Annotated in this window: 17 protein-coding genes; 10 read left to right on the top strand and 7 right to left on the bottom strand. The window is 39.9% G+C overall.

What is annotated here, in order from left to right:
• Positions 1-170 precede the first annotated feature (170 nt).
• From SJY38_RS08875 to SJY38_RS08855, 5 genes are all read left to right on the top strand, one after another.
• Positions 171-3,008 (top strand): TonB-dependent receptor, encoded by a 2,838-nt coding sequence (locus SJY38_RS08875; protein WP_029774022.1) that lies wholly within the window; start codon positions 171-173, stop codon positions 3,006-3,008.
• 60 nt (positions 3,009-3,068) lie between these two features.
• A complete protein-coding gene (locus SJY38_RS08870) occupies positions 3,069-4,892 on the top strand; it encodes a putative 2OG-Fe(II) oxygenase (protein ID WP_377109624.1) in 1,824 nt (607 codons plus the stop codon).
• Between the two features lie 14 nt (positions 4,893-4,906).
• Positions 4,907-5,137 (top strand): hypothetical protein, encoded by a 231-nt coding sequence (locus tag SJY38_RS08865; protein ID WP_029774020.1) that lies wholly within the window; start codon positions 4,907-4,909, stop codon positions 5,135-5,137.
• Positions 5,138-5,369: 232 nt separating this feature from the next.
• Positions 5,370-5,672, top strand: coding sequence for an H-NS histone family protein (locus tag SJY38_RS08860; RefSeq protein WP_004585960.1), 303 nt, complete (start codon positions 5,370-5,372; stop codon positions 5,670-5,672).
• Between the two features lie 178 nt (positions 5,673-5,850).
• The gene (locus SJY38_RS08855; protein ID WP_377109623.1) at positions 5,851-7,602 is read left to right on the top strand and encodes a DEAD/DEAH box helicase; all 1,752 of its coding nucleotides are present in this window, start codon (positions 5,851-5,853) and stop codon (positions 7,600-7,602) included.
• Positions 7,603-7,618: 16 nt separating this feature from the next.
• Here the strand turns inward: SJY38_RS08855 and SJY38_RS08850 are convergent, their stop codons facing one another.
• Positions 7,619-7,954, bottom strand: a complete 336-nt coding sequence (locus SJY38_RS08850) for a ribonuclease E inhibitor RraB (protein ID WP_024033700.1) — start codon at positions 7,952-7,954, stop codon at positions 7,619-7,621.
• A 237-nt stretch (positions 7,955-8,191) separates the two neighbouring features.
• Here SJY38_RS08850 and SJY38_RS08845 point away from each other — a divergent pair, with 237 nt between their 5' ends.
• The 3 genes from SJY38_RS08845 to SJY38_RS08835 are packed head-to-tail and all read left to right on the top strand — an operon-like array spanning position 8,192 to position 14,480.
• Positions 8,192-9,895, top strand: a complete 1,704-nt coding sequence (locus tag SJY38_RS08845; RefSeq protein ID WP_377110204.1) for an autotransporter assembly complex family protein — start codon at positions 8,192-8,194, stop codon at positions 9,893-9,895.
• The gene (locus SJY38_RS08840; RefSeq protein ID WP_377109622.1) at positions 9,895-13,578 is read left to right on the top strand and encodes a translocation/assembly module TamB domain-containing protein; all 3,684 of its coding nucleotides are present in this window, start codon (positions 9,895-9,897) and stop codon (positions 13,576-13,578) included. The genes SJY38_RS08845 and SJY38_RS08840 overlap by 1 nt, the downstream gene beginning before the upstream one ends.
• A gap of 20 nt (positions 13,579-13,598) precedes the next feature.
• The gene (locus SJY38_RS08835) at positions 13,599-14,480 is read left to right on the top strand and encodes a peptidylprolyl isomerase (protein WP_377109621.1); all 882 of its coding nucleotides are present in this window, start codon (positions 13,599-13,601) and stop codon (positions 14,478-14,480) included.
• Positions 14,481-14,545: 65 nt separating this feature from the next.
• On the opposite strand, the gene queF is transcribed toward SJY38_RS08835, so the two are convergent.
• A complete protein-coding gene (gene queF, locus SJY38_RS08830) occupies positions 14,546-15,391 on the bottom strand; it encodes an NADPH-dependent 7-cyano-7-deazaguanine reductase QueF (RefSeq protein ID WP_054982267.1) in 846 nt (281 codons plus the stop codon).
• 59 nt (positions 15,392-15,450) lie between these two features.
• Here queF and syd point away from each other — a divergent pair, with 59 nt between their 5' ends.
• A complete protein-coding gene (gene syd, locus SJY38_RS08825) occupies positions 15,451-15,990 on the top strand; it encodes a SecY-interacting protein (RefSeq protein WP_377109620.1) in 540 nt (179 codons plus the stop codon).
• 225 nt (positions 15,991-16,215) lie between these two features.
• On the opposite strand, the gene SJY38_RS08820 is transcribed toward syd, so the two are convergent.
• The 3 genes from SJY38_RS08820 to SJY38_RS08810 form a co-directional block, all read right to left on the bottom strand.
• On the bottom strand, positions 16,216-16,989 hold the full coding sequence (locus tag SJY38_RS08820) for a Zn-ribbon-containing protein (protein ID WP_248450999.1): 774 nt from the start codon (positions 16,987-16,989) through the stop codon (positions 16,216-16,218).
• Positions 16,990-17,002: 13 nt separating this feature from the next.
• Complete coding sequence (locus SJY38_RS08815; protein WP_004585969.1) at positions 17,003-17,266, bottom strand: hypothetical protein; 264 nt, start codon at positions 17,264-17,266, stop codon at positions 17,003-17,005.
• Positions 17,267-17,536: 270 nt separating this feature from the next.
• Positions 17,537-17,776, bottom strand: a complete 240-nt coding sequence (locus SJY38_RS08810; protein WP_004585970.1) for a DUF2789 domain-containing protein — start codon at positions 17,774-17,776, stop codon at positions 17,537-17,539.
• A 211-nt stretch (positions 17,777-17,987) separates the two neighbouring features.
• Between SJY38_RS08810 and SJY38_RS08805 the strand changes: the two genes are divergently transcribed.
• Positions 17,988-18,632 carry a GNAT family N-acetyltransferase gene (locus SJY38_RS08805; RefSeq protein WP_024033694.1) on the top strand — a complete coding sequence of 215 codons (645 nt, stop codon included), beginning with the start codon at positions 17,988-17,990 and terminating at the stop codon, positions 18,630-18,632.
• 740 nt (positions 18,633-19,372) lie between these two features.
• Here SJY38_RS08805 and SJY38_RS08800 read toward each other — a convergent pair.
• Together SJY38_RS08800 and SJY38_RS08795 are read right to left on the bottom strand one after the other, a co-directional pair.
• A complete protein-coding gene (locus tag SJY38_RS08800) occupies positions 19,373-19,672 on the bottom strand; it encodes a DUF3301 domain-containing protein (RefSeq protein ID WP_004585972.1) in 300 nt (99 codons plus the stop codon).
• Positions 19,672-20,700: a DUF3549 family protein gene (locus SJY38_RS08795; RefSeq protein WP_024033692.1), complete on the bottom strand. Its 1,029-nt coding sequence runs from the start codon at positions 20,698-20,700 to the stop codon at positions 19,672-19,674. Before SJY38_RS08795 ends, SJY38_RS08800 begins: the two co-directional genes overlap by 1 nt.
• Positions 20,701-20,753: the final 53 nt, after the last annotated feature.

Genomic DNA, 20,753 nt, shown 5'->3' with positions numbered 1-20,753 from the left:
TAATATTAATTATATTTAAATTGATGTGAATTATTAGTTTTTAATATGTTGACTATGTTTATATGTTGATACTAACATTCACAAAAGAAGCGGTACTTTCACTTCTTAAGCTATTTATTTAATGGCTAAAATAATAAATATATAAATAAAATTATTTCAGGGAGAATCCAATGTTAAATAACCAAGTTTCAAAAGCGGTGCGCTTAGCGATTGCTTTTGGTACGGCATCTACAGCTGTATTTTCAGCAAATTCAATTGCTGCTGAAGAGGGAGTTGAAAAGGTAGAGCGTATAGAGGTTACCGGTTCACGAATTAAACGTGCAGATCTTGAAAGCGCTTCACCAGTGAGCATTATTACTACTGAAGATATGAAAGTTCAGGGTATTTCAAATATTTCCGATGCGTTACAAAACCTTACCGCTCAGTCGGGCGGATTAACTGCTGCTGTAAATAATGGCGGTAATGGTAATGCAACTGTTAACTTAAGAGGTATGGGTTCATCACGTACATTGGTACTTGTTAATGGACGCCGTATGATTGCCTCAGGTACTGGTGCATCTTCTACCGTGGATCTTAATGCCATTCCTTTTAGCGCTGTAAAACGCATAGAAGTTTTAAAAGACGGAGCATCAGCTGTTTACGGCTCTGATGCTCTTGCTGGTGTGGTTAATATTATCATGCGCGATGACTTTGAAGGCTTTGAGCTAGATGCCAGCTATGCAGAGACAGGTGAAGGTGACGGTGAAGAAGCTAGCTTAAGTAGCACCTTTGGTGTGAGCAGTGATAAAGGTAATGTTGTTGTAAACGTTGGTTTTTACGACCGTGGTACTGTACGTGCTAGCGACCGAGATTATTCAGCATGTCCATACGCTGAAAGTGGCGGTGAGCGTTTTTGTGCCGGTTCTGGTAACTCTTTAGGTATGAATGCAATCTTAGATGATGGTAGAAGAGTTCAGTTTGAGCCTGGCGGTAACGGTTCATCAACTGATACTGGCTATCACACATATGTGGGTAGTGGCGAAGGCAACGATACCTATAACTACTCTTCTGCTTCATACTTATCTACGCCTGCAACTCGTTATAATGTGAGCGTGTTAGGTAATTATGAATTAGCAGATAACTTAAACTTTTTTGCAGAAGCGTACTATACAAACCGTACCTCAACGCAACAAATGGCACCAGCACCTATCAACTACACATACAGTGTAGATGGTCGTAGTTGGGTATTAAGTCAAAATCCAGAAGTTTACCCATTCTCAGGCTTGTATGATTTTGCAACTCCTGGCGACAATGTAGACATGTTACCACTGCGTCGTATGTCAGAAATGGGTGGCCGTGTATTTGAGCAAGAAGTAAATACAGCACAATTTACAACTGGTTTAGAGGGCTTTATCGCTGATCAATACGCTTGGAATGTGTTCTATACATATGGTCGAAATAGCGCTATTGACCGTTCTAAAAACTACATCAACGTAGACAAAATGATAGCGTCAGTAAATGAAAACTGTGAAGGTGTCTCGGTTACAGGTTCGCCTAGTGACTACACGGTTACAGGCAACGATGCATCTGCTCCATGTATTAACTACTTTGGTGAAGGCGCGCTTTCACAGTCAGATGCCGATTACTTGCGTTACACCGATCAGGGTACTTCAGGTACAGAAATGCACCACTTAGGCGCTTCAATTTCGGGTGATTTATTTGAAATGCCTTCTGGTGTTGTTGGCTTTGCATTTGGTCTAGAGCACCGTGAAGAATCAGCATTTAATCAACCAGATGCATTCTCTTCATCAGGTATCGGTTCAGGTAATGCTGTACAGCCAACTTCTGGTGGCTATAAAGTTGACGAAGCATATGTAGAGCTTGTTGTTCCACTATTGAATGATTTACCACTGGTTCAGTCTTTAGATTTAGAAGCTGCGCTTCGCTACTTTGACTACGATACATTTGGATCAGATACTACTTATAAGTTAGGTCTAACTTGGCGTATGACAGACGAAGTTATGCTTCGCTCTGTATTATCAACAGCATTTCGCGCACCAAGTGTAAGTGAGCTTTACGGTGGTCAGTCAGATAGCTTCACCAATTATACAGACCCTTGTACTGGTTTTGGTGGTGCTGGCTTTGATTCTAGATACCAAACAGCCTGTGCTTCTGATGCAGCAGCCGGCCTAATTCCTTCAGATGGTACGTTTGCACAAAACAGTGGTCAACTTCGTGCGGTTGTTGGCGGTAACCCAGACCTAGGTCCTGAAACTGCTGATACATTTACAGTTGGTCTTGTTGTTGAGCCAATTGAAGGGCTAAGCTTTACTGTTGATTACTACGATATTGAAGTAGATAACGTAATAAGCTCTGTTGGTATTACGACTAAGCTAGATAAATGTTATAGCGCGGGTGAAGAAGGTGGACAAGGTGGTTCTTTTGCACTTTGTGAAGGTGTTGTACGTGATGCAACGGGTAACTTTGATGGTACTCCATCACTTGATCAAAACCTTTCTACTTGGAACCTATCGGGCGTAGATTTCAACGCTCAATATAGCTTTGACGCTGCTGGCTTAGCGTGGAGAGCTGATTGGGAAGCTTCTTACATCTCTAAATGGGAAGTACAAGAGTTTGCTGGTGAGCCTATTCAAGATTACGTAGGTGTTGCATCAAGTGGTTCTGGCTCAATTCCTGAGTGGAAACATAATGTAAGCTTACGTGCAGCCGGTGATGATTGGACTGTTTCATACAAAGTGATGTATGTAGATTCGCTTGTTACAGAATCAGTTGCATTATTTGATGGAGACCCTGCGGATTACTATTCACCAGAAGCTGACTCGTTTGTATCACATACACTAAGTGGTACTTACCAACTTAACGAACATGTTTCGTTACGTGGTGGTATAGATAACCTAACAGATGAAGAGCCTCCATATTATAGCGATTATGATGATGCCAATACAGATACTACGTTGTATAAGTACATCGGTCGTAACTTCTTTGTAGGTACAACTATTTCATTCTAAGCATAAGCTTTAATGCTAAGGCCGGTATATTATCGGCCTTTTTATTATTTAAGAGAACATATGCAAAGCCAAGGCATGTCATTTCAAGATGTAAGCAACTTAATCCTTAAGGAAATTAATAATAATAATTTCCTTAAGGCATTAAAAATTGCTAATTCGATTAAAAGTAATGAATCGAGTATTGTAGCGCACCTTCATCACTTAAAATCTATAGCATACCAAAAGAAAAAAGATTATATATTATGTTTAGCCGAGATTGAAAAAGGCATTAAACTAAGTCCACGTCATTTTCATTTAAATGTAAATAAAGCAAAGTTATATAACTTGTTGGGTGAACCTGATAAGTCAATAAAACAATATTTAAATGTATTGACTATATATAGTGACGATATAGAAACACTTTATAACATCTCTGTTTTATACTTTAAAAAGAATGAATTTACTAAAGCAAAAGAATACATTGATAAAGCATTTACACTATCCCCTCAAAATGCAGTTATTCTCAGTGCAAAAATAAAAACAGACTTAAAGCTTGAGAAGTTTACTGAGGTCGATAGGCTCACAGATGATTATATTCGCAATTTTGGTGCTGATGCTAGTATTCTCAATAGTAAAGGGTTGGCTTTAAAAGCTTTATGCTTTTGGGATAAAGCAATTATAACTTTTGAGCAAAGCTTAAAATTAAGCCCTGGTTTAGTTGAAGCTAAAAAAAATATGGCCAGCTGCTATCACTTAGCCGGGAAGTTTAAAAAAGCCAAAGCAATATATACAGAACTAACAACTATCAACCCGCTAGATTTAGACAGTCATCATTGGCTAAACCAAATGCTATGGGAAACTGCAGACTCTGGTTTTTTATCCTCATATAACCATGCTTTAAAAATAACTGGAAAAAATACTGCACTGGAAGCTGAGCTTGCACAAAAGCTTTATACATCGGGTAAGCAAACTGAGGCTTACAAAATAGCAAAGCAAATACTCTCTCAAAGCAATTGCCCACAAAAAGCGTTTTCTATAGTGGGTGATTACGAACGTGAAAACAGCTTATTTGATGAATCTTTAGAGACCCATTTAGCTGCCAGTAATAGGTTTAAGAATAATCACGCGTACATAGAATTAGCCAAAAGCTATATTGCGATAGATAAACCAGATCACGCATTGAACATTATAAATAAGTTATTAAATCAAGACGAATATAACCAAGAGTACTTGTGTATTAAAAATACAGCATTGAGATTACTAAAAAGCGAGCTGTACTCATATTACTGCAATTATGATTTATTTGTTATGCAGGAGAAAATAGCAACACCTTCTGGCTTTGCTTCTATAGATGATTTTTTAACTGAGCTTAAAGGTACGTTAAAACAGTATCATTATTATCAAAACCATCCTTTAGAGCAATCTTTAGTGAATGGTTCTCAAACCGCAGAAAAGTTATTTGATTATCAACTGCCGATACTAAAAATACTAAAGCAGGAGCTATACGAGTTAACGTCATGCTTTTTTTCAAGGCTTCCAAAAGATAATCAACACCCTTTTTTAAAAAGAAATGTTGGTGATTTTAAAGTGACTGATTCATGGTCGGTAATTCTGAAAGGTAAAGGTTTTCATAAAAATCATTATCACAGCCAAGGTTGGATGAGTTCACCATTTTATGTATCTATACCCACGCTGATATCTGAATCAACCAACCAAGAAGGGTGGTTAAAGCTAGGTGAGCCAGGATTTAATATGCACACTAAGCTTTTACCTGAGACAACATTAAAACCAGAGGAAGGCAAACTTATTCAATTTCCATCCTATTTTTGGCATGGGACTAATACCCTAAATAGTGAAATGGAACGAGTAACAATTGCTTATGACATACTCCCTCAACACACTTAAATTAAGGATAAACAATGAAACATCTTTGTACCGTATTATTAGTAATTTTAGCTTCAGGTTGCACTAGTGCAGCAGCGCTTAAGGCCAGTGAAAGCGATGGCAAAATATGTAAACTCGAAAAAACCACAGGTAGCAACATTGCAACAAGAGTGTGTAGAACACCTGAACAAATTGCTTACCAAGAAAAATTAAGCCAAGAGGCAATGAGAGAGATGACCCGTGGTAGTGTAAAAATTGATAAATAGACTTTAACTTTATAAGTTTATTAACCTCTATTAAAAATTAATAGAGGTTAAATATTTTTTATTTGATATTAAAGTCCATTACTATACTTATTTCATGCTGATTTCTCATGCTAAAGTATTTGCTTTTATACCTTTTGCTATGGAGTAAAATTGCTCATGGTAAAAATATATTGTTGGGTTTATACTTGCTTTGAAACTAAAAAGTTAACTCCAACAAGCAAGAGAGATATAAATGAAAGAAGTTCGATCTTTTATTAAAACAGCATCATTAACTGAGCTAGAAAAAGCACAACAATTAATCACTGATGCGATTGCAAAATATACTGAGCAGCTACAAGCTAAACAGGAAGTGTTGGATCTTTTAAAAGAAAAAGGACTTACGTTAGAAGATTTACAAGACGGTACTGCAGATAAACGTACTAAAGTAAAAGCTAAGTATCGTATTGAAGTAGATGGCGAAGTGATTGAATGGACCGGTCGTGGTCGTCGCCCTAAAGCGTTTGAAGGTGTTGATTTACAAAAGCACCTAGCTTAATAAAGTAACAGAGAAGCCACGGCTTCTCTTTTTAATGGCGTATAATTTAATAACTAAACCTTAGGCTAAGGCTTACGCTTTGTACGCGAGATTTAATTGGCCAAAACTTACCTTAAACTCCCCGCAGTCGCTTAGTATTTGTTAAACTGCATTTCTGGTTATTCTATTTACTATTTTCATGACCTATAAATTAAGGCCGTATCAGCAAGAGGCCGTAGAGCGCACTGTTTTACATTTTCGAAAAACAAATGATCCTGCCGTGATTGTACTGCCTACCGGTGCGGGTAAAAGCCTTGTTATTGCAGAGCTTGCGCGAATTGCTAAGCAAAAAATTTTGGTGCTTGCACATGTTAAAGAGTTGGTAGAACAAAACGCACAAAAATATAAAAGTTTTGGTTTAGAAGCGAGTATATTTTCAGCAGGGTTAAAAGAAAAATCACTCAGCCACCAAGTTACCTTTGCCAGTGTTCAGTCTTTATCGCGTAATTTAAATAAATTAAATGAGCATTATTCTTTGCTTATTATTGATGAGTGCCACAGAGTAAATGGTGATAAAAAAAGCCAATATGGAAAGGTTATAAATGCGCTCAAAGAATATAATCCTCAGTTAAAAGTATTGGGTTTAACGGCCACACCTTATAGATTAGGAATGGGGTGGATATACCATCATCATTACCATGGTTTTGTAAAAGGTAATAAAGAAAGTCCATTTAAAAACTGTATATTTGAATTACCGCTCAGGTATATGATCAAACATAATTACTTAACGCCGCCAAATGAAGTGGACGCGGCAATTAGTCATTATGATTTTTCGTCCCTGGCTACTAATGCGTTTGGTCAATATACGACTGATGACATGAATGCGCTTTTAAAAAATAGCGAGCGCGCAACGCAAGCTATACTGAAGCAGGTAATACAATACAGTGAAACCCGCCAAGGCGTGATGATATTTGCGGCAACGGTTATGCACGCGCAAGAAATTTTAACTTATTTACCCGCAGAGCAAAGTGCCCTTATAACTGGCGATACCCCAAATGCAGAACGCGATAAATTAATAAATCAATTTAAACAAAAAAACATAAAATACCTCGTTAATATTTCTGTTTTAACCACCGGATTTGATGCGCCGCATGTCGATTTTATCGCTATTTTACGTCCCACCGAATCGGTTAGCTTATACCAGCAAATTGTTGGCCGTGGGCTTAGGCTAAATGAAGGAAAAACAAACTGCTTAGTTATAGATTACGCAGGCAACGGCTTTGATTTATTTCACCCTGAGGTGGGCGATAAAAAAGGTGATAGCGATAATGAGCCCGTTCAAGTGCTTTGCCCTGGGTGTGGGTTTGCAAATATTTTTTGGGGAAAAACTGATGCTGATGGCAAAGTAGTTGAGCATTTTGGCCGGCGCTGCCAAGGTTTATTAGAAGATGACGAAGGCCATAAAGAGCAATGCGATTATCGGTTTAGGTTTAAAGAGTGCGAACAATGCGGCGCTCAAAACGATATAGCAGCTCGTAAATGCCATGATTGCGGCGCAGTAATGGCCGACCCTGACGACAAGCTACGTAACGCCCTTAATTTAAAAGATGCGTTAGTACTGCGCTGTAGTGGGTTATCAGTGGTAAAACTTAAAGATGATTTAATTAAAATAACCTACTTTGATGAAGATGGTGCAAGTTGCGATGAGGTATATAACCTTGCCAGTAAAGGCGGGCAGTATATTTTTAATAAACAGTTTGGTAAACGCCTAGGGCAGGGGCAAGCGCCTGTCGAATTTAAAAGTGCTGAGCAGGTTATTAAGGCACAGTTTGATTTAGTGCATCCCGATTTTGTTATCGCGCGTAAAAGTAAAAAGTATGGCTGGAAGGTATCTGATAAATTATTTGATTACACTGGCAACTTTAGAAAAGCTAATCAGTTAAGCGGCTAAGCTTAACTGATTTTTGTTAAGCGGCGTCTTCGTCCATTAAACCCCAGCCATCGCCATAGCCATTATAACTATTAGCAATACTTTCAAGGTATTGCTCTGCTTGGCCAAGCAATGTGTGCTCTGGCACCATTTGTACATGAGTAATCACTTCCCACACGCCAGTGTCTTTACACTTTTCAACGTTTGCGCTTTGTACTAATGCATCAGAGATTATTTCTTTGGCAAATTTTTCAGCATCAGCTTGTTGTTCAAATAAAATGAAAAAATCGATTTGGTGCATTTTGCTTAAATCAACGCCAGCAGCGGCTATTTCGGCTAAAAGTTGGCCGTTATCATCATCAGGGAATTGCATTAAAAACTCATTTAAAATTAATTTTGTATTCGTAGCCACTATTGTAACCAAAATATTGCTTTAAAGCGTATTAATTTTAACTTTATAGGCTTTAAAAGGGAGTGAAATTTGGTGCAAGATTACCATTAAGTTAATGTGTTGCTCATTATGGCTATGGTAGTATGCAACTCATTGGTGGTTAAATTTTAAAGAATAAAAAGTAAGGATATTTACTTGTTCAAACAGTTATTACGTTTTGTGTTTATTTTAGCTTTTTTTATAAGCACTCAAGCCAGCGCTGAGCAAAGGGTAATTGAAGATTACGAAATTAAAGGGATTAGTGGCGAGTTAGAAAGTAACGTTGAGCTCTATTTAAAACAACTGGTTGGAGAAAAACCCACCAGAACCTTGCGCCGCTATGCTAAAAAGCAAGTGCAAAGCAGTATTAAAGCGCTGGGGTATTACAACCCAACGGTAGACATTGAGTTTGATAAAGACGACAAAGAGCTTATCGTTAAAGTAGAGCGCGGCCCTGCAACTCGCATAGAAGCTATTAATATAACGCTTAATGGTGAGGGTAAAAACGACCCGCAATTGCAAAACGTTGTTAAAAATTTAAATTTAACCCAGGGCGATGTTCTTAATCATGGCAGGTACGACTCAGCTCATAAAAAAATAGAGTCAATGCTATTAGAGCTAGGCTATTTTGATGCTAAATGGCCAGCCCGAAAACTTGCTGTATCAGTGCAAAAAAACAGTGCCGTTATTACATTTAATATAGATACCGGCGTGCGCTACACGTATGGCAATATAATCATTGCCAGCGAAACCCCCGCAGAAAAATACATTCGTTCACTTGCACCTTTTACCCAAGGGCAAGCTTATAAAGCCACACAAATTGCCGATTATAACCTTGAGCTCTCAAGCACACCGTATTTTGCAAGCGTGCGTATTTATGCCGATATACCAGCAAGAGCCAACGGACAAGTGCCTATAAATATTGATGTGCTACACAAACCTGCTAATAGCTACGAAGTAGGCGGTGGCTTTAATACCGAGCTGGGCCCGAAAGTGCGTTTTAAATGGAGTAAACCCTGGATCACAGAAGATGGGCATTATCTGGAAAGCAATTTAAATGTAGCTGAGAAACAGCAAGATATTTCTATGGCGTACACCATTCCGGTAGATGACCCTAACGACGATTTATGGCGTTTATCAGTGGGTTACAAGTTAGAAGATGAACTTGCCGATGACATATACAGTGAAATACTGACCGGCCAACTGCAGCGCCAATGGTTAACTGAAGATAAATGGGTACGCACGGCCTTTTTACGTCGAGACCAAGAAACATACCGCATTGGTGATGAATCAGAAGAAAGCACCGAAATGCTTATGCCCGGTATTAGCTATGCCCGTAAAAAGTCAAAAGGAGGCACAACGCCTTATTGGGGTGAGCAGTGGCTAATTTCGGCTGAGTTTGGTTTAGATGATGTACTTTCAACCACCAACTTAGTGCGGGTGCAGCTGCAGCATGCGTGGCTGCGGACCTATTTAGATAAACACTTAGTTTTTTTAAAAGCAAACGTGGGCGCCATGCTGGTCGATAATATTGAAAACGTACCTTACTCGCTGCGCTTTTATGCCGGTGGTGACCAAAGTGTACGTGGTTTTGCTTATCAGTCTATATCTCCTGAAGATGAAGACGGTGATTTAATCGGTGGTAAATACTTACTAACCAGTACTATTGAATACAATTACCAATTTGCACAAAATTGGCGAGCAGCTTTATTTGTTGATGGCGGTACCGCCACAAATGATTTTTCGGACGACTTTGAAGTGGGCGCAGGCTTTGGCTTTCGTTATTTAACACCCATTGGCCCCGTAAAAGTAGACCATGCATGGGGGCTTACTAAAGAAAGTAAAAGCACACGTTTAAGCATTACCATAGGGCCAGAAATTTAATGTCAGTATTTAAAAAAATATCCGCTGCAATCATCGGCGTTTTAATCACGCTTGCCGTTATTATATTTTGCTTGTTATTTACTGCGCCCGGTAATCAATTTATTGCTTATAGTGCCAATAAAATGGTGGACGGCTTACATATCGAGATTAAAAAAGGGCGTTTTTTATATAACAACCCGTTTAATGTGAGCTTTAAAAACCAAAGTACAGATTTTAAAGCGCAGCAGCTTAAAATAGATTTATTTTGGTGGCAGTGCGATGGCCTATGTATTGAAAATGTAAGTGCGCGGTCAATCAAACTTGCCCTTGGCAATGCACCCGAAGCCACACAACAGAGCACCTCAGAGCCATTAGCTAAAATTACGTTTCCCTTTAATATTGCCGTTAAAAATGTAGCAATAAACGAATTTGTGTTAAATCATTCCAGTGCTGATGTAACCGTAAATAACTTTACCCTTGCAGCGAAAGCTGAAGATGCAACCTTAGCACTAAAAAGCCTAACTATTAGTGATGTATTGGTAAAGCTTAAAGAGCAACCCGCCTCATCTAATCAAGCAACGGCTAATCAAGGCCAGGCGCTAACAGCGCTACCTGCGTTACCAGATATAGAATTTACATCGCCCCTTAATTTACGGGTAGAGCAGTTTGACGTTAAAAAGGTGGATATTGAGCAAGGTGAGCAAACTCACACAATCGAAAATATAGCGCTTGTATTAAATGTAGAAGATGAAAAAGTTAACTTACAAACGCTTAGCGCGCAGTACCAACAATGGCAACTAAATACAGAGTTAACTAGTGAGCTTGCAGGTAATTTACCATTAAACGCTAAAGTAGCGCTAAGCAGCGACTTGCACCAAGCGAATTTAGCGTTAAGTGGTGATCTATCTGATTTAAATATAAATTTACACACGACTGGTCAGTACCCATTAAATCTAACGGCAACGGCTAATTTAAAACAAAAAAATTATCCGTTTGAACTTACTGGTAAAGTTGAGCAATGGTTGATTGACGCTCAAAGTAACGAGCTAAAAGTAAATAATGTTGATTTATCAGCCTCGGGTAATGCGGATGATTACACGCTAAGTTTAAAGGCGCATAGCCAATTAGGTGCCTATCCAGCTGTAGTATTAAACACGCAATTAAACGGCTCGCTTAGCCAAGCGCAGTTAAGTACCTTAAGCCTAAAAGCAAACGATAGTAGTGCAATATTTAAAGGTAATGTTAATTGGCTAAAGGGCATACAAGCCGACTTTACCGGTTCGTTAAATAGCTTAAAAGCGCAGTACTTAACAGATGCGCTTACAAGTAATATTTCTGGCCAGCTAGAAGGGCGCTTTAACAGCGAAGGGCAAAACTGGCACTTGCAAATGGATAATACACAACTTGCAGGTACACTGAACCAAACACCGCTTGAATTTGCCTCAAACTTTACACTTAACAATACGCTAAAAGCCAACATAGACAGCCTATATTTAAGTAGCGGTGCCAATAAACTAACCTTGAGCGGGCAAGTTGACGACACCTGGCAGGTTGACGGAAAAGTAACACTGACAGGAAATGAGCAAACTAATCTGCCATTCGTTGCAAACGGTAAGGCAGATTTAAAAATAAGAGGGCCCCGTTTAACCCCCGCCGTTGATTTATCGTTATTACTCGATAACTTTATGTATAACGACATAAACGTTAATAAACTCGCCCTTAAAGGTCAGCTCGATACAGCTGCAGATTGGCAAACCGATGTGAGCTTAAACGTAGGCTCCGCAATGGTTGCTGATCAGGTAATTAATAGTGTTGAGCTAACTGCCACTGGCGATAAAACCGACCATCAGCTGGTGGCCGCCATAGATGCAGAGCAAGGCGCTGCTGAGCTTGAAGTAACCGGTAAGCTCAATAATGACGTGTGGAATGGCTCGCTCAGTAATATAACGCTAAGTGACAAAAAGCTCAGCTTTAGTAATAGTAAAAAAATTGCGGTGATGTTTAATATCCAAACCAGCGATTTTGATGTGAGTGCACATTGCTGGCGCTCAAACAAAAGTGAGCTATGTATTAACACCCTAGCGCAAACTAAAAACTTGGGTCAATTTAATGCTACGTTGAGCAATTTAGCGCTTGAAGAGCTTAAACACTTTTTACCAGATAACATGCGTACGCGTGGCGATATAAGCGGCGACTTTGCTGCAAATTGGAACGAGGGCGCATTAAAAACACTTCGCGCTAATTTAAATGCGGATGACCTTGTTGCTGTTCTTACCTCTGAGGAAGACCGGTTTAGATTACCCATCGAAACGCTAAAAGTCAGTGCCTACACTGATTCTCAAACGGGTAAGCTAGAGGCCGATTTACGCTCAAGTGTGCTAGGTAAAATAGCCACCGAAATTAATATTGATGATATTCAAAATCAGCAAACATTAAACGGTCACCTTAATATAGATAAAATATTGCTATCAGACTTACATCCATTTCTCGAAACCCTTGAGCAATTAAAAGGCGATATAACAGGAAACGTGGCAGTTGCCGGCACTTTACAAGACCCTCTATTAAATGGTGAGCTAAATGTCAGTGATATCAATTTAGAAGGTGAGCAGTTGCCGGTGGTGTTGCAAAAATCTAACGTAAACATTTTATTTGATAAAACCACCGCCACAATTAAAGGTAATTTAAACGACACCCAAGGCGGTAAAATCAACCTAACCGGCGACGTAGATTGGCAAGGCGCCCAGCCTGAGGTAAATGTAAGCGTTAACGGCGAGCAGTTTTTTGTACGCGCGCAGCAAGGCGTGACGTTTAAAGTATCGCCTGATTTAACTATTGGACTTGCAAATAATGCATTAAAGCTGTCTGGCGAAGTGATTGTGCCTTATGGCAGGGTAATGATTGAAGAGCTGCCAGAGGGCGCCGTTCAAGTGAGCGACGATGAGATTATTGTTGATCAACAAACTGAAACGGCAGAAAACGTGCCGTTTGATTACGATGTAAATTTAAAAGTGATTGTTAAAAACGATGTAAAAATAGAATCGTTTGGTCTTGAGTCGAAAATCGCGGGCGATTTAGCCATCAAAATGAGCCAGGGCGCCCCTATAATTGCCACCGGCGAGCTAAATTTAATCGATGGTACGTATTTAGCTTTTGGCCAAGATTTAATTATTAGTACTGGGCAAATAGGGTTTAGTGGCTCGATTGAGCAACCATTTTTAAATATTAAAGCCATACGTAATCCAGACACCACAGCAAACGATGTTGTGGCAGGTGTTACGCTTACTGGTAACGTTGAGCAACCTACCTTAAAAGTATTTTCTGAGCCGGCAATGGATCAAGCACAAGCGCTGGCCTATTTACTCAATGGGCAGCCGCTAGGCGAGGGCGACAGTTCAAGCGATGCTATGCTTACTCAGTTATTGCTCTCACAAGGGGTGAGCCGTAGTGAAGGCGTTGTATCTAAAGTTGGCGAAACCATTGGTTTATCTGATGTAAGCTTAAGTTCAACGGGCTCTGGCGATAACACTAAGCTTGAAATATCGGGCTATGTAGCGCCTAGCTTACAAGTTAAATACAGCGTTGGGGTATTTGACTCGCTCAGCGAGGTCGCTATTCGCTATCAGCTGCTTTCGCAGTTTTATGTAGAGATCACCAGTGGTTTAAATCAAAATGTTGATTTACTCTATAAGTTTGATTGGGACTAAATAGGCAGTATAAGGATTATATGAAAGGACTATATTTAGCAGCACTAATAACAGGATTAACTGGCTGCGCCCAATACACAGAGCAACACGCGGGCACTCAACAAACCCCAACCCGTAGCGCAAGCGAGGTAATAAAGCACGCTAAAGCGCACGAATGGCGAAATGTAGACAAGCAAAATGTTTTAAAAATTACGCTGCCTACAGGGGCGGCTTATGTTGAGCTTAACCCACAGCTTGCAGCTAAACATACTGCGCACATAAAACAACTTGCACGAGAAGGCTTTTATAAAAATACCCGTGTTTATCGTTTTGTTGAAGGGTTTGTAGCACAAGGTGGCGACAGCTCAGGCAATAAAGCAATTAAAACGGCTAATAAAACTGTGCCTGCAGAGTTTTACCATAGCACCACACAGCCGCTTAAAATTACAGAGCTGCAAGGTGATGGGTACGCGCCTGTAACGGGGTTTTTAAACGGTTTTGCTGTCGCACAAAACGCCTCTAATACACAAACTTGGCAGGTACATTGCCACGGTGTGTTTGCCATGGCGCGTGGCAATGAGATAAACAGTGCAAGCACTGAATTTTTTGTCACCATTGGCCAAGGTCCGCGCTACCTTGATAAAAATATTACCGTATTTGGAAGAGTGCTTGAAGGTATGGAGCACTTTAATCGTTTACAGCGTAAGCCTGTTGCTAATACGCCGTTTAACCCAATTAAAAACATTGAGGTGTTAGCCGATATTAAGCGTGATAAAAGCACCTTTAATGTTATGAAAACAGACTCGCAATCATTTAGAGAGTTGATTGAGGCGCGAAAAAATCGTACCGAACCTTGGTTTGTATACGCCCATAATTATATTGATGTGTGCGCTATGCCTATTCCGACTAAGCGCATTGATTAGCTTATAACGGGTATAAAAAAGGAGCTTAAGCTCCTTTTTTATGGTGATATTTAAGTCGATTGGTATTACTGGCGATTAATTTTTACCGCAAAAGGCGTATCGTTATAGTGCGTTGAACGATAAGGATTTATATCCAGCCCACCGCGGCGTGTATAACGCGCATAGACTTCAAGCTCTTTAATGTTTAGCTGCGTGGTTAAATCACTATAAATACGCTCTACACATTGCTCATGAAACTCATTGTGGGTTCTAAATGAAATTAAATAACGCAAGAGTGCCTCGTGGCATATTTGCTCACCAGTGTAACGAATAATTATACTGGCCCAATCTGGCTGCGAGGTAATTAAGCAGTTAGATTTAAGCAAATGGCTATGCAGGGTCTCAGTAACCAGGGTGTCACTTTTTGATTTAAGTGAGTAGGCGTCAATATCGTAGTTATCTATTTCAATATCTAAATCGTCAATACATTGCCCTGGTAATGGCGTGCAAGGTAAGCAGTTATAGTCATCAGGTGCGTATAACGTTACCGCTACATCGCTATTTACCGCATTTGATAAGTCTTCAATTAAATGCTGTCTTACCACCTCAGTACTTTCAAAGCGGGTTTGATTAAAGCTATTCAAGTAAAGTTTAAACGACTTAGACTCAATAATATGGCTGCTTTGGCACGCAAAAGTAAACAGCGCCACGGCAACCTGCGGTTTACCTTTAGCGTTTAACCACGAAAGCTCATAACCTGTCCAAATATCTTGGCCTTTAAAGGGTAACTCGGCTTCGTCAATATTTAAAGCATCACGATTTAACTTGCGGGCAATAGGAAAAAGCAAGCTAGGCGAATATACATCTACATATTCAGTAGATTGTCCTAACACACTACCTTTAAGGTCTGGAGAATTGCTGTAATCTGTCATGTTTGCTCTTAAATAGTTACAATAGGGACATTATATCTAATTTAAATGAGTTTCGCAGTATGTCTGTTGCAATGCAAATGGCCCAACTTCACACGCAATTTTGTGAAAAAACCGTTAAAAACACCGCTAAATATCCGCTTATGGCACATGATGAACAATGGCCTAGCCCTTGCGAGTTTGGCGAGGTAGACGCACAAGGCAATATTCAATGGAAAAGTGCTTTGCAAACCCCCGCAGGTTCGTTATCAGATTTAGCTAGCGCGCTTGAGCTGAGCTTCCCAGTAGGGGTTGATGAGTTTTATGGGCACATGTATGGCGGTAGCATATTAGCCAGCATTGATGGTCACCGTGTGGAGTTATTACAAGCTTGGAATAAAGATGATTTTGACCTGCTGCAACAAAATATTACCGGTCATGTATTAATGAAACGAAAATTAAAGCAGCCAGAAACCCTATTTATAGGTTTAACTGAGCAAGATGACTTACTGGTTACCGTGCAGGTAAATACCGGTGAGGTATGTTTAGAGTACGTAGGTAAAAAGCCGCATCATGTACTTGCACCCAATATAGAATCTTTTTTAAAAGCGCTTGAGGTTTAGATTAATTAAACTAATGTGCAGTAATAGTAATTATTGTGCAGTATAAGCCCTTTGCAAGACGCGTTAAAGGTTGCTTAGTTATTACAGAAAAAAGTAACGATATTGTAGCTTTACTTGCCGCTTTTACTTAATTTAATCGAGCATTAAAAAATCAGCTTAGTGCAATGCATTAAGCTGATTTTGTATAAGGTGTGTAACTTTATTTTGCAAAGTGCAGGCTTTTAGTTACTGAAAATCCCACGAAACATTAGATACCAACCCACACGGCTCACACCTAAAATCAAATAACCCAAACCACGGCTCTGGCAATTTCCACTCACTATTGCAGCTAGGGCATTTACGCTCAAGTTCTGAGGCTTTATCTACACCGCCTACACGGTATAAATAATAATAAACCGGTTTTTGAGTTAAAAAGCGAATACGTTTAGCAATGTCTTTACCGCGGCGGTATAAGTCACTTTGTGTGCTTGATATTTCTTCAAGCGCTGGAAATTCACACCGAGTAGCGCCGTTAATTTGTATTTGATCGCAGGCTTGCCAATCTTCTTGCCATTTTATGAGTGTTTTATAATCCCCATTAGCAATGGCCGGAATAGTAAATAATGGCACGGGTAAAAAGTCATCACCACAATACAGTGGGCTACAGGTATGCACATAGGTTGTGTATAAAATATAGCTTGAAGGCGATTCACAGGTATCGGCACCGTTTGAGTGAATGTCTTGGCCAATAACTTTTATTTTAGGAGCAAGTAAACCTGCACTGTGCAGCTTCTCAATACTGTGTTTTACAAAAGGGCTATTATTTAATGGGTGCATGGCGTCTTCGGTTGGGCACATTACACGGGTAATAAAATAGCCATCTTTTAGTACAGTTGGGAATTCTTCACCCATAATTTGGCCGTTAAAACGCAGTGCATTAACTAATCGGTTAATGGCTTGCTCAGCGTGCTCTAGGGTGGTGTCTTGGTAGCAGTCAAACGTTAAATCAACAACGAACATTTATAGTCTCAAATTATTTTTGCTCTAACAGGGCTAGCAACCTATCGAGTTTTTTCTCAATGCGATCGAGTTGAGATGTTTTAGGCTCAACGATGCTCTGCTCAGGGTTTTTCATTAAATTATGAATTGAATCAGGATTATTTTTATATTGGCTTACTGCGGCAATAATAACCGGCATAGGCACAGGTTGTGCTAAACGGCTTTTAGTTAGGGCAACAGTAGGGGTTTTGCCTTCATCAAGAAGGACTTTAATTGCATCAAATACAACTGCATTCATTAGATTTGTAACTCTTTAATATATAAGCGCAGCAAGTGTTTGCTGCGCGGGTGCTATAGTAGCAACAATACCAAGGCGCATAAAGCCTTGGTATAAGCAGAGGGGGGATTATACCAATTCGCAATAATACTTAATCATTTTGCGGGGCTAAACGGGTCGCTACCTGTGTTAAAAATTTTTCATTTAGAACAAGCAAATAGTGAGTTCTTGTTTAGCTGTAAACACGCTTATCGAACCTCAAAATAGGTCGCATAATTAAGCAAATTAGTATTACTTACCTTCTTGGCGAAGCCTCACATCAAGTTCATCAATTACTTCGCTCCACGCGCCATCTTCTGCTAGCGATTCTGCTAAAAAATGCTGCTGTGATTCATCCCAAAAAGGAGCTTGTTGTAAAAGCGTTGTGTCTTCTAGTGAGTGAGAAGCAATAAAATCGTCAATCTGTTGTTCTGAGCTAGGTAAACCCAATTGTGCAAACAACGTTTTCATATCGTGTTTTGTCGTATCCATATTATTACTCCATCTGATTAAATTAAACCAAGCTTAGAGCCAGACTATAGGCTTTGCTAGTTAAACTCTCGCTGAATTGACGGTATTTTTGCTTTAGGTATATAGTTAACTTGCAGTATAGATAAACATTTTCGCCATTCAATTGCTAATTACTTTATATACGGTAAATAGTTTGGCAACGTTGAGGGTAGTAAAGCAAAAAGGATACATAATGACAGTCACCTCTAATGAGCACACATTAAGCGTACAATACCTTGCCCCTGAAGATATAAGCACTGCAGGGAGTTTAATCTATCAGGCCTATCATGATGATCCGCTACTTCAAAATTTATTAGGTTATGATCAACATAATATGGCTGCCTACGAGAAAAAATTACGCTCAGTGATACGCGAAGAACTCAGTGCTTTTTGGCAAGAAAAACTGCCATTAATAGGCTTGTACCGCGATGATAAATTAAAAGCGGTGGCGTGTGTATTTGAGTCAAGCAGCCAATTACAACCAGAGCGTTATTGGCATTGGCGCTTAAAGCTAATGCTGAGCGCAGGGTATTTGCAAACCAACCAACTAATAGAAAAAGAGCAAACAATACGCACTGCGCTTAATGAGATTGGCGATTACTACTATTTAGCGTTTATTGCGGTAGACCCGCACGTGCAAGGCCACGGGCTTGGGCGCTACCTGTTACGAGGCTTAGATGATTTAGCAACTAAAAACACAGGAGCTAAAGGGCTTGCCGTTTTTGTTACACGCCAAGAGCATAATACGTTTTTTAAATCAGAAGGATTTAGCACTTATAAAGCACTTGCCTTTAATAAAGTATCCGGAGAGCTTCTTTTTAAACCATATGCAAAGTAAGTCTGTAAGCGATAAGCGCCATTACGGACATATGCCCGTGAGATATATCTTACATTGACGTGCGCATTATCAGTTACGGTCGTTCATAAATGCAGCTTTAAAAGGGTAAGCCTTTGTTTAGTATTGGGTTTTATATTTTTTCATATATATTACGAAAAATTAATTTTGTTTACCTAGTAGGATGAAACCCAAACTCGCGTAATATTTAACTTGTCAAGACGACATAGCTTAATGACTAAGCTACTGCCAAGGATACGGAATAGGCAACATAGCAGATGCTAGCAGGAAGCATAAAGGACAAGTTAAAAAGGACGCAAGGACGAACTAGGAAGTGCATGAAGCGCTTAGTAGTTGGAACTACTTAAGGATATTTACGGATGAGGCTACAGGAAGTAGCAGGAGCGTTAGTTTACGCAGGATGGCCAAGGCGGCAAGTGGAAAATGCAGGATGCATTTAAAGTGGCAGGAGCTACTTAAAAGGATGACCAAGGATGATGCTACAGTAAGTAGCCAAGCGTTAGTTTACGTGGGTTAGCCAGGATGGTTATGGATTTTGCAGGATGCAATGTTGAGGGTAAATAGGGTTGTTTACTCGTTCAGGGGATGATAATACGGATTTTGGGTCAAGGATAACAAGCAGGATGCTGTAAGAGTGGGGCGTAACTTTTGTTACGCCTTAGTTTTATGTATTAACTTATTTTAGTGGTTCACTTTAACCCCACCGGTTTTAACGATTAAAGTTAAATTTTGTGTGGCGGCACAACAACGCTTTTTAGCATTTCATTTTCCATAATTAAAATACCTTGATAGGCATTTTCGCCATCACTTGAAAACTCAAACATAAATTCGCTTTTGATCCCCGGTTTGCCATTTTTTAAAATGCCAAAGCGGCGTTTTGTGCACGCTACGCTCATTAACTGAACCTGTAATTGCTCAGCTTGGCGCGCGGCATGACTGTTAGCAGCTTCTGCTACTTTTCGGTTTAGCCAAAATAAGTAAATTACAGCGCCAATGGCGATAAACGTCCACAAAGTAGCCATTAAGAGAACAACCTTCCAATTGCGCGAGCGAGCGTTTCGCTGCGGTTTTCTTTACGTAATAAGCCTAATAAATGTGGGCGTATAGTGGGTATTGCAACTAAATCAGCAAAGATACTGGGAAATAGCTCGGCAATTTGCTGGTGGTGCGCACAATTATCCATAAAAATATGTAAGCGCTCAGGCTCTTCTAGTTGAGAAAAGCATCGCCCTGCAATCGTTAAAAGTACATCTGAATCAGTGCCAACAGATGAGCTTAATGCAGCATCTACTAGTTGTGTACACAGCCCTTGGGCTTGGCCTTTTGAAAGTGAGCGCAGTGCGGCAGTTAGTGCAATTGTATCGTTATTTTCAATGGCAGTGTGGCCATAGGCGACTAAAAGCTCACTGAGTGATGGCGGTATTTCAACATGCTCAAGCATGGCGCTCAAAGGCTGCAATACCTCTAGTGGTAAATGCGGCCAAGCTTTTTGCAAGTTTGCTAAGTTGTTGTCGTTATTTAAGCGCAGTGCAAAATCGGCAATCCCTTGTAGCGCAACGCTTTGCCAATCATCAAAACCTAAAGCGCCACTAAAGTACAGCTGCGTGTGCTCGTAATATTTAGAGGCTGGTTGCTTTAACAATACTTTAAGTTGGGCGTTAAAAGCCGCTAATTTATTTGCATTAGGGGTAAACACATAAGGGTTATTATCTAGCTTACCATCGGCTTGCTCGCCGGTAATCTCGCTGCCTAGGGCTTCAATTACCATATTAGCGAAATGATCGCGGCTCGCGCTCACTAATTTACTTTGCTCATCAAGTGGAAACTTTAAAAACCATACATAAGGTTCTTTACTTGCTTTGCTATCCCAAAATTGAATAGCCAGCCATGCATGCCCCGCAAGCGGATAAGGATAAGGAACTTGCGCTTGCTCAATAGCTAAAAACTGTTTTTTATCAAGCTTAGTAATATGCCTACCAATATCAAAAGCACGCCATTGTGTACCGGCGCCATCTAAAAGTTGGCCAAGTGTCGCTATGTGTTCGCTCATCGTTATCTCAATTGTTTTTACTGCAAAGTTACCTTAATTATACGCCATAGCAG

Source organism: Pseudoalteromonas sp. R86517 (genome assembly GCF_042466295.1).
Lineage (GTDB): Bacteria > Pseudomonadota > Gammaproteobacteria > Enterobacterales > Alteromonadaceae > Pseudoalteromonas > Pseudoalteromonas atlantica.
The sequence above is the reverse complement of the archived record's forward strand: the minus strand, read 5'-3'. Positions and strand labels throughout refer to the sequence as shown.

Bases quoted from the DNA above. Each gene is read 5' to 3' on its own strand.
- SJY38_RS08800 (WP_004585972.1), bottom strand. From the start codon at position 19,672: ATGGCTACTTTGTGGACGTTTATCGCCATTGGCGCTGTAATTTACTTA.
- SJY38_RS08840 (WP_377109622.1), top strand. From the start codon at position 9,895: ATGTCAGTATTTAAAAAAATATCCGCTGCAATCATCGGCGTTTTAATC.
- SJY38_RS08815 (WP_004585969.1), bottom strand. From the start codon at position 17,266: ATGAATGCAGTTGTATTTGATGCAATTAAAGTCCTTCTTGATGAAGGC.
- SJY38_RS08810 (WP_004585970.1), bottom strand. From the start codon at position 17,776: ATGGATACGACAAAACACGATATGAAAACGTTGTTTGCACAATTGGGT.
- SJY38_RS08875 (WP_029774022.1), top strand. From the start codon at position 171: ATGTTAAATAACCAAGTTTCAAAAGCGGTGCGCTTAGCGATTGCTTTT.
- SJY38_RS08835 (WP_377109621.1), top strand. From the start codon at position 13,599: ATGAAAGGACTATATTTAGCAGCACTAATAACAGGATTAACTGGCTGC.
- SJY38_RS08860 (WP_004585960.1), top strand. From the start codon at position 5,370: ATGAAAGAAGTTCGATCTTTTATTAAAACAGCATCATTAACTGAGCTA.
- SJY38_RS08850 (WP_024033700.1), bottom strand. From the start codon at position 7,954: ATGCAATTCCCTGATGATGATAACGGCCAACTTTTAGCCGAAATAGCC.
- SJY38_RS08820 (WP_248450999.1), bottom strand. From the start codon at position 16,989: ATGTTCGTTGTTGATTTAACGTTTGACTGCTACCAAGACACCACCCTA.
- SJY38_RS08795 (WP_024033692.1), bottom strand. From the start codon at position 20,700: ATGAGCGAACACATAGCGACACTTGGCCAACTTTTAGATGGCGCCGGT.
- SJY38_RS08855 (WP_377109623.1), top strand. From the start codon at position 5,851: ATGACCTATAAATTAAGGCCGTATCAGCAAGAGGCCGTAGAGCGCACT.
- queF (WP_054982267.1), bottom strand. From the start codon at position 15,391: ATGACAGATTACAGCAATTCTCCAGACCTTAAAGGTAGTGTGTTAGGA.
- SJY38_RS08870 (WP_377109624.1), top strand. From the start codon at position 3,069: ATGCAAAGCCAAGGCATGTCATTTCAAGATGTAAGCAACTTAATCCTT.
- SJY38_RS08805 (WP_024033694.1), top strand. From the start codon at position 17,988: ATGACAGTCACCTCTAATGAGCACACATTAAGCGTACAATACCTTGCC.
- syd (WP_377109620.1), top strand. From the start codon at position 15,451: ATGTCTGTTGCAATGCAAATGGCCCAACTTCACACGCAATTTTGTGAA.
- SJY38_RS08865 (WP_029774020.1), top strand. From the start codon at position 4,907: ATGAAACATCTTTGTACCGTATTATTAGTAATTTTAGCTTCAGGTTGC.